The sequence below is a fragment of the Methylobacterium sp. WSM2598 genome, from assembly GCF_000379105.1.
Classification (GTDB): domain Bacteria; phylum Pseudomonadota; class Alphaproteobacteria; order Rhizobiales; family Beijerinckiaceae; genus Methylobacterium.
Genome location: NZ_KB900609.1, coordinates 7,302,899 through 7,314,200, shown reverse-complemented (window position 1 = coordinate 7,314,200; position 11,302 = coordinate 7,302,899). Strand labels below are relative to the sequence as shown.

At 74.5% G+C, this 11,302-nt stretch carries 11 protein-coding genes; 6 read left to right on the top strand and 5 right to left on the bottom strand.

All coding sequences use genetic code 11. The features are described 5' to 3' along the window. The first annotated feature begins 159 nt into the window (after positions 1 to 159). On the top strand, positions 160 to 951 hold the full coding sequence (locus MET2598_RS0134055) for an FkbM family methyltransferase (protein ID WP_236728872.1): 792 nt from the start codon (positions 160 to 162) through the stop codon (positions 949 to 951). Between the two features lie 582 nt (positions 952 to 1,533). Then, positions 1,534 to 1,860, top strand: coding sequence for a phasin family protein (locus MET2598_RS0134050; protein WP_018263854.1), 327 nt, complete (start codon positions 1,534 to 1,536; stop codon positions 1,858 to 1,860). 216 nt (positions 1,861 to 2,076) lie between these two features. Here MET2598_RS0134050 and MET2598_RS0134045 read toward each other — a convergent pair whose 3' ends face one another. Next, positions 2,077 to 3,381: a hemolysin family protein gene (locus tag MET2598_RS0134045; protein WP_018263853.1), complete on the bottom strand. Its 1,305-nt coding sequence runs from the start codon at positions 3,379 to 3,381 to the stop codon at positions 2,077 to 2,079. Between the two features lie 243 nt (positions 3,382 to 3,624). On the opposite strand from MET2598_RS0134045, the gene MET2598_RS0134040 reads away from it, so the two are divergent. Further along, on the top strand, positions 3,625 to 4,704 hold the full coding sequence (locus MET2598_RS0134040; RefSeq protein ID WP_018263852.1) for an SPL family radical SAM protein: 1,080 nt from the start codon (positions 3,625 to 3,627) through the stop codon (positions 4,702 to 4,704). A 35-nt stretch (positions 4,705 to 4,739) separates the two neighbouring features. Here the strand turns inward: MET2598_RS0134040 and MET2598_RS0134035 are convergent, their stop codons facing one another. Beyond that, positions 4,740 to 5,654 carry a manganese catalase family protein gene (locus tag MET2598_RS0134035; RefSeq protein ID WP_012335394.1) on the bottom strand — a complete coding sequence of 305 codons (915 nt, stop codon included), beginning with the start codon at positions 5,652 to 5,654 and terminating at the stop codon, positions 4,740 to 4,742. A 245-nt stretch (positions 5,655 to 5,899) separates the two neighbouring features. Here MET2598_RS0134035 and MET2598_RS0134030 point away from each other — a divergent pair, with 245 nt between their 5' ends. The 3 genes from MET2598_RS0134030 to MET2598_RS41805 all read left to right on the top strand — a co-directional run bounded on the left by MET2598_RS0134030 (position 5,900) and on the right by MET2598_RS41805 (position 9,290). Further along, the gene (locus MET2598_RS0134030; protein WP_018263851.1) at positions 5,900 to 7,372 is read left to right on the top strand and encodes an outer membrane protein; all 1,473 of its coding nucleotides are present in this window, start codon (positions 5,900 to 5,902) and stop codon (positions 7,370 to 7,372) included. A 520-nt stretch (positions 7,373 to 7,892) separates the two neighbouring features. Continuing rightward, positions 7,893 to 8,414, top strand: coding sequence for a hypothetical protein (locus MET2598_RS41810; RefSeq protein WP_012335396.1), 522 nt, complete (start codon positions 7,893 to 7,895; stop codon positions 8,412 to 8,414). A 138-nt stretch (positions 8,415 to 8,552) separates the two neighbouring features. Continuing rightward, positions 8,553 to 9,290, top strand: coding sequence for a hypothetical protein (locus tag MET2598_RS41805; RefSeq protein WP_026191083.1), 738 nt, complete (start codon positions 8,553 to 8,555; stop codon positions 9,288 to 9,290). 200 nt (positions 9,291 to 9,490) lie between these two features. Here MET2598_RS41805 and MET2598_RS0134015 read toward each other — a convergent pair whose 3' ends face one another. Genes MET2598_RS0134015 through cyoC form a run of 3 tightly spaced genes read right to left on the bottom strand, consistent with a single transcriptional unit; the run spans position 9,491 to position 11,300 of the window. Further along, entirely contained in the window at positions 9,491 to 10,324 is an 834-nt protein-coding gene (locus tag MET2598_RS0134015; RefSeq protein WP_236728871.1) for an SURF1 family protein, read from the bottom strand. After that, positions 10,255 to 10,677, bottom strand: coding sequence for a cytochrome o ubiquinol oxidase subunit IV (gene cyoD, locus MET2598_RS0134010; protein WP_012335399.1), 423 nt, complete (start codon positions 10,675 to 10,677; stop codon positions 10,255 to 10,257). Before cyoD ends, MET2598_RS0134015 begins: the two co-directional genes overlap by 70 nt. Continuing rightward, complete coding sequence (gene cyoC / locus MET2598_RS0134005) at positions 10,674 to 11,300, bottom strand: cytochrome o ubiquinol oxidase subunit III (protein ID WP_012335400.1); 627 nt, start codon at positions 11,298 to 11,300, stop codon at positions 10,674 to 10,676. The genes cyoD and cyoC overlap by 4 nt, the downstream gene beginning before the upstream one ends. Positions 11,301 to 11,302 lie beyond the last annotated feature (2 nt).

The window sequence follows — 11,302 nt, the reverse complement described above, 5'->3', positions numbered from 1 at the left end:
CCGTGCCCGCGACGGGGACGCGGGGGAGCGGGATGGTCGCTCGCGCCCGTCCCTCCGCCCGTCCCGGTCCGGGCGCGCCGAACCGGCCGGCACCGGCCGGGAGCCGGTCGACGCGTCCGCGCGACCGCCTCGCTCACGCAGAGGAAGACCAGGATGGGCATGACGAAGGTCGATTTCGCCGGAAAGCACTTCTACCTCGATGCGGCGGGCGGCATGGACCTCGTTGGACATCAGGTCAGCGCCGGCGCGTACGAACCGCCGCTTCCGTTCCTGATGATGGCGACGTACCTGCGCAGCGAGGGGATATTCGTCGATGTCGGCGCGAATACCGGGGTCTATTCCGTGATGGCCGGCATCCTGGCGGAGGACCGCACGGTCCTCGCGTTCGAGCCGCTCGCGGCCCTGGTCGCGGTGCTGAGACGCAATCTGGCGGCGAACGGGCTCACCGACCGGGTCACCGTCCACGAGTTCGCCCTCAGCGACGTGTCGGGGGAGGCGACGCTCCACCTCCCCGATCCGAGCCACGGCCTGCTGGAGACGAGCGCGTCCCTGGAGCACGACTTCAAGGCCGTCCACGGGACGGTCCGGGTCGCGGTCAGGACGCTCGACGAACTCGACATCCGCGAGCGGATCGCCGTCATCAAGGTCGATATCGAGGGGCACGAGCACGCCTTCCTCGGCGGCGCGCGCGAGACGATCAGGCGGGATCGGCCCTTCGTCTTCGCCGAAGTGGTCGGGCCCGCCAAGCGGGGGGCCCTGAGGGCCTTCCTGGCGGACGTGAACTACCTCGACTTCAGATTGCGGCCCGACCTGGCGATCCACGATGGCGAGGTCGTGTTCGACGAGCTGGCCTGGAACCACGCCTTCGTCCCGGCCGAGCGCCTGGAGAAGTTCAAGGAGGCCTGCGACTCCTGCGGAGTGGTCATGGTCCGCAGGTTTCGCCTGACATAGGAATATAGTCTCTTCCACGCCCGCCTGGCGCAGGGCCGGCGCCCAAGCCGCCCGTCCCCTGAACGGCCTCGATCGTCCCGGTGCCGCCCACGCCGCTCGCCGGCACCGCGCCGGAGGGGCGCGGGCCGTCGCGGCCCGCCCCGGGGCCGCGTGGGGCGCCGGGCCCCGGGAGGGCGCGCGCCGCGGTCATTCGATTTTCATCTGACCACCATCGGAACTATGCGTTCCTTTTCTGCGCTGCCGCGGCCCAGCATCCGCACCGAGAGCCGCGCGCCGGGAGGCGCCGACAGGACCGGCTCGCGGAGTCCCGAACGACGCGTCCGACAGCCCGGTTTCCCGTCCGGCCGCCCTCGGCCCGGCTCGCTCCGGCGCTCCTCGCCCTCCTGCCCGGCGGCTGCGTCGCGGCCGCGCGGCGAGGGGCCTATGCGGCGCCGCGCGCGGGCGCGCCGCCGTCGCGGGTCGGCTGGGCGATCGCGCCCGCCAGGGTCGCGGACCGGCCCGAAGCGCACGGTCGGGTTGATCTGGGTCAAGGCCCGGCCCGTCCGCCGTGTCACCACTCACCTGCGAAGACGGGAGGACACCATGGCGAGCGAGACCAACAGGGGCGAGACCTCACGCGCGTTCGGGGCCGGCGATCCCTGGTCCGGCCTGATCCCGGACGCCGCCCTCTGGACGTCGTTCGGCGTCGACCTGCCGTTCCGGCTGAGCGCGGAGATCCTGAGCTTCGCCGCCCGGCGGCTGCAGGCGCAGTCGGAGCACGTCGCGGCGATCGGCCGGTGCAAGTCGCCGGTCGAGGCGCTCAAGCTCCAGCTCGCCTTCGTCACCCGCGCCATGTCGGAGTATCAGCGCGAGGCGGGGACGCTCTCGCAGGACGTGGCGGATTCCGCGCGCCCGGCCAGGGCGGCCTGAGCGCCGCCGGGGATTCTCCGAACCGATCGTCCGGAACATCGGCTCACCCGCTCGTGTGCCCGGCCCCGTGGCGGCCGCGCGCGCTCGCGGCGTCGCGCACGCGCGCATCCGCCGGGCCGCGGCCTCGCCGCCCTCCGGGATCGCCGTCAGGATCTCGCCGTGCTCCGCGTGCGGGCGGTGGATGCGGGCCCTCCGGTTCGGCCCGTGCGGGGGCGGTCAGGCCAGGTCCGGCTCCGGCTTGGCCGCGGCCTTGGCGGTGGCCAGGACCTTGTCGACGCGCCGCCCGTCCATGTCGACCACCTCGAAGCGCCAGCCGGCCACGTCGATGGCCTCGCCGGCGCGGGGCAGCCGCTGCAGGTGCGCGATGACGAGGCCCGCCACCGTCTCGTAGTCGCGCCGCTCGGGCAGGGGGACGCGCAGCTGCTCGGCCATCTCGTCCACCGGCATGCTCCCGGCCAGCAGCCAGGACCCGTCCTCCCGCCGCACCGCCTCCGGGTCGGGATCGTCCGTGTCGGCCCGGAAGGCGCCCGCGATGGCGTCCAGGATGTCGGCCGGGGTGACCACCCCGTCGAAATGGCCGTACTCGTCGTGCACGAGGGCGATGGGCACCTCGGCTCGGCGCAGGGCCGCGAGGGCGTCGAGGGCGCCGAGCCGGTCGGGCACGACCGGCGCCGCCCGGATATGCGCCCGCAGGTCGAGGGGCCGACCCTGGAGGAGGTCCGGCAGCAGGTCGCGCACCTGGACGATGCCCAGGATCTCGTCCTGGCGGCCCTCCCCGACCGGGAGGCGGGCATGGGAGGTGCGCAGGAGGGTGTCGCGGATCGCCGCCTCGCTGTCGGTGAGGTCGAGGCGCGTCACCTCGGTGCGCGGGGTCATCACGCCGCGCACGGTGCGGTCGGCGAGGCGCAGCACGCCCGCGATCATCCGGTGCGCGTCGGTCTCGATCACGCCGGCCGTCTCGGCCTCGGCCACGACGGCGCGGACCTCCTCCTCGGTCACCGCCTCGGCCGGCTCGGCCGCCGCGCCGAACAGCCCGAAGATCAGCCGGGTCGAGGCGTCGAGCAGCCAGACCACCGGGCCGGCGGCGCGCGACACCGCGGCCATCGGGCCGGCGACGAGGCAGGCGATCCGCTCGGGATGGCGCAGGGCGAGGCTCTTCGGCACGAGTTCGCCCACCACCACGGAGAGGTAGGTGATCAGGCCGATCACCACCCCGTAGCCGGCGGGCTGGGCCAGGCCCGGCGACAGGCCGGCCCCCTGCAGGAGCTCGGCGAGATGCTGGCCGAGCGCCGCGCCCGAGAAGGCGCCGGCGAGCACGCCGATCAGGGTGATGCCGATCTGCACCGTGGAGAGGAAGCGCCCCGGCTCCTCCGCCAGGGCGAGCGCCGCCCGCGCCCCCGCCCGGCGCTGCTCGGCCATGACCTGCAGCCGCGCCTTGCGGGCCGACACCACGGCGAGTTCCGAGAGGGAGAAGACGCCGTTGAGGAGGATGAGCAGGAGCGCGACGGCGAGTTCGAGCACGGTCCCTCGGGGCGACGGGGGCGGGGCGGCACCTTAGCAGACTTGCACGGGGCCATTCTGCTCGGTCTCCTGGTGTCGCATCAGGTTTCGCCGACGCGGTGCTTCGGTTCGCCGCCGAACCGCTGACCCCTTCGGCACCGACAGGCGGAACGACGCTTGGGTGGGGCGGCGCATCCCGGTCGATCGCCGGGCGCCGCGACCGGGACGCCGGGATCCCGGCCCGCCCGGCCGGCGTTCGCCCGCATGACCATCCGGCTTCCGCCCCGCGCCCGGCTCTGGCGCCCGCAGAGGGTGCTCGTCACGCCCGCCGCCCTCGATCACGCCCACGGCCGCCAGATGGTCGCGCGGCTCGAGGCGCTCGGCCTGCCGGTCGAGCGCCTGCGCAGCAACCGCCTCACCGGCCTCGGCGCGGAGGATCCGCGGCGGGCCTACCGGGAGGCCAAGAACACCCTGGCGGTCGTCGCCGCGCCGCCCTCCAGGCTGGCCCTGCAGCCGATCCCGCCCAGCGCCGATTGGCGCCTCGACCTCGCCGAGGGCTGCCCGGCCCATTGCCAGTACTGCTACCTCGCGGGCTCGCTCCAGGGCCCCCCGGTGACGCGCGCCTACGCCAATCTCGACGAGATCCTGGCCGTCCTGCCGCGCTACGCGGGGGCCGGCGGCGTCACCTCCGCGAGCGAGGCGCGGGCCGCCGAGGGCACGACCTTCGAGGCCTCCTGCTACACCGACCCGCTCGCGATCGAGCACCTGACCGGCTCGCTCTCCGCGACGATCCGGCATTTCGGCGCCTGGGACGCCCCGGTGCAGCTGCGCTTCACCACCAAGTTCGCCGCGGTCGCGCCATTGCTCGGCCTCGCGCATGCGCGGCGCACCCGCATCCGCTTCTCCCTCAACGCCGCGCCGGCGGCGCGCTACGAGGGCGGCACCGATCCGCTGCCGGCCCGCCTCGCCGCGATGCGGGAGGCGGCCCTGGCCGGCTACCCGGTCGGCCTGACCCTCGCGCCGATCCTGCCGCTGCCCGGCTGGCGCGACGCCTACGGCGCGCTCCTCGCCGAGATCGGCGCGGCGCTGGCCGGGGTGCCGGACCTCGACCTCACGGCGGAGTGCATCACCCACCGCTTCACCCCGGGCTCCAAGACCGTGCTGGAGGGCTGGTATCCGGGCTCCGACCTGCCGATGCGCGAGGAGGAGCGCAGCCGCAAGCTGACCAAGTTCGGGTCGGTGAAGTACGTCCTCCCAAAGCCGCAGATGGCCGAATTGCGCGCCGAGATCGGCGCGCTCCTCGCCGCGCGGCTGCCGCAGGCGCGGCTCCTCTACTGGACCTGACGGGCGCGGCGGGACGAGGGGCCCGCCGCGGCGGATCACCGGCTCTTCTGGTAGAGCTTGCTGGCGATCTCGAAAATCTCCTGCGGCGCGTAATCCGGCGCGAAGGCCCCGTAATTGCCGTCGAGCTCCGGGATCTTGCCGCCCTGCGGCGGTCCGTCGACGATCTCCAGCGGCCCGGGCGGGTCGCCCGGCAGTGCCACCTCGTCGTTCGACCACACCCCCGCCATCTCCGGGTAATCCGGCGAGCCGAACGTGTAGAGGCGCCGGTGGGAGCCCTCCTGCAGGTATTTCTGGCACTCGGGGACGCGGCCGAGATCGATGTTGGGCGTCGGCAGCATCTTCTCGATCTCGACCCCGGTCAGCTTCTTCAGGGCGAGCGCGTAGGCGTGGGCGTGGACGGAGCCGCGCACCAGCAGGTAGCCGCAGACCTCGCGGCCCGTCGGGTCGGACAGCGTCTCGTAGACCCGCAGCTTGTGGAGCCGCGCGCCGCATTCGAGATGGAAGTTGTGCAGGAGGTCGATGATCAGGTTCCCGGTCGTCGTCACCATGTCCATGTTCCAGGACGCGGCGTTGGCGTTCATCGGCATGGCGCCGCCCGCATTCGACAGGAATGAGCCGGCCAGACGCGCGTCCTTCATGTCCTCGAACGGGGCCTTGCTGATATCGACCTGCTCGGTCTGGTCACCGGGGCCGTTGTTGAGCAGGGCGACGCCGGTCGAGACCAGCTCGACATGGCCGAGTTCTTCGGTGAAAATGCTCGACACCAGGCTGTAGAACGGTCTCAGCTTCGATTTGTTGCGGAAATTGAAGCTCTGAAACATGTAGTTTCCGAGCGTCGACATCTCGCCGTACTTGCCGCCGAGCAGCTCCTGCAGGGCGGCGGCGGCGTTCGGATCGGGCCTCTTGGGCTGGGGCAGTTCGGCCTGCAGGCGATCGAGCCTCATGAACATCGTTCGCGTCTCCGGTCGTGCGCGCGTGCGCCGGGGAGAAGCTGACGCTGCGTCGAGATGTTCCTTCGCGCATGCGCTTTTCGGGCACCGCCGATCTCCCGCCCTCGGGATCGTGGCTCCCGGGACGCAGCCGCGGACAAAGATGCCGGCAAATCCCGACGCCTGTTCCCTGCCGGGACGGGGTCGGAGACACTGTCCCGGGAGTTCTCGGTGGGGCGCGACGGGCGATGACGACTTGTATTCGGGTGGCCGCACTGGCCGGCGCAGCGCTCGCCTGCGGGCAGGCGGCCCGCGCCGCCGACCTCGCGCCCCGCCCGGTGCCGCCCGCTCCCGCCATCGCCCTCGACTGGTCCGGCTTCTATCTCGGCGCGCAGACGGGCGGGTTCGCGACCGGCCAGGGCCGGCGCACCTTCGTCAGCGGCGACGGCGGCGGCCTCACCCCGACCGTGTTCGGGGGGCGCGGCGGGCGGACCGGGATCGTCGCCGGGACCGTCGAGGGGCGCACGATCTTCGAGGGCGTCCATGCCGGCTACAACTGGCAGCGGGGCGACCTCGTCGGCGGAGTGGAGGGCGACCTCAGCGCCGCCGGGCCGCTCGACGACGTGCTGGCCAGCCTCCGGGGGCGCGTCGGCGTCGCGACGGGGCGCGCGCTCGTCTACGGCACGGCCGGCCTCGGGATCCTCTCCGCGCCGGGGGGACGGCTCGGCGTCTTCGTCGGCGGCAACGGCGGCAACGGCGGCAATGCCGGGCCGGGGGGCGCGGGCGGCGCGGGCGGCAACGGCTTCGGGACGCTCACCATCTCCCAGCCGGGCGCGACGCGCCTCGGCTTCGCCGGCGGCGCCGGGCTGGAGGTCAGGCTGACCCCGCGGGTCGGGGCGGGGGTCGAGGCCCTCTACTTCCTGTTCGACAAGGGCAGTCCCGGGATCCCGCGCGAGGCGCTCACCCTGCGCGGGCGCCTGACCTACCATTTCGGGGCCGAGGACCCGGCGGAGGGGCCGGGCGCCGCGCCCGCCTTCGGCGCCGCGCCTTCCTGGGCCGGTTTCTATCTCGGGGCGCAGTTCGGCGCCCTCTACAGCCCCTCGGGAACCCGCCTCGCCGCGGCGGCCCTGGCGAACGGCGAGGCCGGCGGGGCCGGTACCCGCGGCATCGACGGCGGCGGCGGGGGCGGCGGCGCCGTGGCCTTCGCGGCCCTGCAGCGGGGCGCCTCGGCGCTCGGCGGGCTGCATCTCGGCGCGAACGCGCAGAGCGCCCGCCTCGTCTACGGCGCCGAGGCCGACATCGATGCCGGCACCGACGCCAACCATCGCGTCCTCGCCAGCCTGCGCGGGCGCCTCGGCTGGGTGCTGGACCGCGACCTCCTGCTCTACGGCACGGCCGGCCTCGGGCTGGCGCGGGACGAGGGGGTTCGGCTGGTCTTCGCCGGCAATGGCGGCCCGGGCGGCAATGGCGGCCCGCTCGTCGCCGGGCCCGGGGGCGCCGGCGGCGCGGGGGGGCAGGCCCTCGCCCTGCGCGCGGCGGACACCCAGGTCGGCTTCGTCGCGGGGGCCGGCCTGCAGGCGCGCCTCACCGACCGTCTGACGGCGGGGGTCGAGGGGCTCTACTACGGTTTCCGGGCGAGCGGCGCCGCGCTCCCCGGCGCGGGCCGCGCCGTCGCGGCCGGGCGGGACAACGACGCCGTCGTGCTGCGCACCCGTCTCTCGTTCAGCCTGCAGCCCTGAGGGCGCGCGCCCGGCCCCGGTGCCGCGTGCGGGCCGGCACACACGGGGCCGCGCGAAGGTCCTACAGCTGTGGTGCCGACGGTCTCCCGCAGGCGAACCCGGACCGGGTCGAACAGGGGGCAACCTTCGGGTGGACCGCTCACGACGACCAGCACGCAGAAGGATTCGGCCGGCGCAAAGCGCGCCGGTCACGGTGCCCGGCCCCGCCGGGCACTTCCGGATCCCGCTCGGACACAGTACCGACAAGCAGACGCGATCTCTGAACTGAATAAATAAACAGCGTTCAGTCTTCATTCAGTCAGAATAGAGCATGGTTAACACAACAAAGCAGATCATGCAGCCATCTCGGAACTAACCCCATCGCAGTGGGGCGCCGGTGGCAAGAACAGGTCAGCGTCTGGATTGAACGACGGGGCGAGAGCGCTCGTCCCGAATGCTGAAACGCGGCCGAAATCCGGGATTTCGGAGCGCACCCCCTCGATCGGACAACCCATCACACGCGACACGACAGGAGAGCACCATGAAGAAGACGATGATCACCATCATGTCGGCGGTCGGCATGTTCGCGCTCTCGCACCAGGCCTTCGCCTTCGGGCAGGGCGGCAGCGGCGGGGCCGGCGGCGGCGCCTATTACGGCGGCTACGGCGGCATGGGCGGCGGCGGCGGCGACGGCATCCACGGCGGGCGCGGCGGCAATGGCGGGCGCGGCGGCACCGGGGCCTATGGCGGGGCCGGCGGCGGCGGCGGCTGGGGCGGCTCGGGCTCCTACGGCGGGCGCGGCGGCGGTGGCGGGGCCGGCGGCGGCGGCTACTACGGCGGGGCCGGCGGCGGCGGCGGCGGCGGCGGCTCGGGCGCCTACGGGGGCCAGGGCGGCAATGGCGGGCGCGGCGGCATGGGCAGCCATGGCGGCGTCGGCGGCTCGGGCGGCGGCGGCGGCTCGGCCGCGGGCTACGGCAACCGGGGCGGCAGCGGCGGGGCCGGCGGCAACGGCAGCTACGGCGGCGTCGGCGGGGCCGGCGGCCAGGGCGGCAACTCCTACTGAGCCCTGCCGATATCCTCGGCACAGGCCGCGGCGGCGTCCGACGCCGCCGCGGCCGAGCGAATCCGGGTCCGCGAGCGGACGCGATGACCGCCTCGCGGGCCCGATCACGGGCCTCGTCATCGCACGGGAGGCACACCGATGAGGATGATCTCTGCCCTGACCGCGACGCTCGGAGCCGTCGGGCTCGCCGGCCTCCTCGGGGCGGCCGCGCTGGCCCAGGCCGCGCCGGTCTCCTCGCCGCCGCGCGAGCCCGCCGCGACGCCGGCCGGATCGAGCGACGGTGCCGGCCTCCCCGGGCTGCCGGGCGGCCGCGGCGGCGCGCCGGGCCGGATCGGCGCGCCGGGCCGGGATGCGGGCGAGCCCGAGCGTCTCGCCCTGCGGCGCTACTGCGCGGCGCTGCTCACCGGGCAGCCGACCGAGGCGCGCTCGCCGCACCGGCCCGAGGAATGCGCCGTGCTGTTCGGCACCGCGGCCGAGCCCGGCCAGCCGGGGCGGGGCGGCAACGGTGCCGGCTTCCCGGGCCTGCCCGGCGGCCGCGGCGGCCAGAGCGGCGCGGTCGCGCCCTCGGACTTGGCGGAGTCGCCGGCGGGATCCTGCCGGGACCTGCTCCCGCCGCCCGAGGAGGGCCTGCCCCCGGACGAGGGAATGCCGGCCGAGTGCCGGGACGACCTCGCCCCGCCCGACGGGAGCGGCTCCCGGCGCGACGGGTCCGCGAGCCGGCGGGCGGGCGCCGACGGGCCGAGCCGCTCGGGTGGGATCGGCGGCCGCGGCGGGGCGGCCGGGGCCGGACCGGGCGGCGGAGCCGGCGGGGCCGGGGGTGCGGGCATCGGCGGCGGCGTCGGCGGGCGCGGCGGGGCGGGCGGCGCGGGCTACTGAGCCCCGTCGCCGAGGGCGTCGCCGGTCCGGCGCAGCGACGTGGCCGGGGTGCCGGCCCCAAGCCGAACCGCCGCACCCGGGTCCGCTCGGGCGACTGATCCCACATCCGCTCGATCCCTTCGGGTTGGCGGATGTGGGCGTCGCTCAGGCGCCGCGCGGGCTCGCGATCCGGGATCCGCGTTGATCGACCGGATCCCGGATCAGCTCTCCCGCAGGCCGAGCCGCCGCGGGAGCAGGCCGGGCCGCAGGACGTCGAGGGTCACGGTGAGCGCCCCGGCCGCGGCCATCAGCGCGAGGGCGCCCCAGGTGATCGCGTAGACCAGGTGGTTGTTGGGGAAGGCGATCACCGTCAGCCCGCCGACCGGCAGCCCGGTCTCGCCCGGCGCGCGCGCCGCGTCGACGAAGTAGGGGGCGACCCGCGACAGGCCGCGCGCCGCCGCGATGGCGGCGACGTCCCGGGACACCCAGCGCCCGGCGGCCGGGTCGTTCGCCTGCAGGAAGGCGCCGTGCGGCTCGGAGAGGCGCAGCAGCCCCTCGACCGTGACGGGGCCGGGCGCGAGGGGCCGCCAGCCGGCCGGGTCGCGCCGGTCCGCCGGGACGAAGCCGCGGTTGACGAGGATCACCGTCCCGTCGTCGCGCGCGAGCGGCGCGAGGACCCAGGCGCCGCCGCCGAGCTCCGTCACGGCCTGGACCAGCGTCGCGCGGTCCGGCAGCCACCGGCCCGTCACGGCGACGCGGCGGTACTCGTCCGAGGCGGCCGTGACCTGCGCCCAGCGCGCCGGACCGGGCGCCGGGACCGGGGGCGCGCGGACCCGCGCCTCCACGCGGGCGATCAGGTCGAGCTTCCAGGCGCGGCGATGGACCTGCCAGGCCGCGAGGGCGACGAGCCCGGCCACGACGAGGAGCGCCGCCGCGTCGAAGGCGAGCAGGGCGGCGATCCGCCGCCCCGTCGGGCGCCGGCCGGTCAGGGCCGCTGCAGCGCCTCGTGCGGCGACATCGGCATCATGTTCTGGTCCATGTGGTACATCACCCATATCGACCCGGCCAGCGTGATCACGACCAGCGTGAGCGTGAAGACCAGCGCCATGAAGGTCCAGCCGCCCTCCGACTTCGTGTTCATGTGCAGGAAGTAGATCATGTGGACCACGATCTGCACCGCCGCGAGCGCCATGATCACGATGCTGGTGACCAGCGTGTCGTCGAGGGTGTTGGCCATCACCAGCCAGAACGGGATGGCGGTGAGGATCACCGACAGCACGAAGCCGGTCACGTAGCCGCGGAAGCTGCCATGCGCCCCCCCGGGATGGTGGGCGCTCCCGTGCGCGCCGTCCCCGGCCCCCGCGTCGTGGGCCTTGCGCGGAAGGTCCGCCTGCGCCACCGCGCTCATCGCATGGCTCCCATCAGGTACACGAAGGTGAAGACGCCGATCCAGACCACGTCGAGGAAGTGCCAGAACATCGACAGGCAGAGGAGCCCGCGCCGGGTCTCGGCGACCAGCCCGTAGCGCCGCAGCTGCGCCAGCAGGGTGAGGAGCCAGACGATGCCGAAGGTCACGTGCAGCCCGTGCGTCCCGACCAGCGTGAAGAAGGCGGACAGGAAGGCGCTGCGCTGGGGCGTGGCGCCCTCGTGGATCAGGTGGCCGAACTCGTAGAGCTCGATCATCAGGAAGCCCGCCCCGAACAGGCCGGTGATGATCAGCCAGCGCCGGGTCATGTCGAGCCGGTCCTTGTCCATCTCCAGCATGGCGAAGCCGTAGGTGATGGAGGACAGCAGCAGCAGGCTGGTGTTCAGCGCGACCAGCCGCAGGTCGAACAGGTCGGCCCCGGACGGGCCCGCCGCGTAGTTGCGGCCCAGCACGCCGAAGGTGGCGAACAGGACCGCGAAGATGAGGCAATCCCCCATCAGGTAGACCCAGAAGCCGAGCAGCGTGCCGCCGTCGCCGTGGGCGTGCTCCTCGGTCTCGTAGAAGACCGGCGCGGTGGCGCCGGGCGGAGCGGTGGTCTCGTGCATGG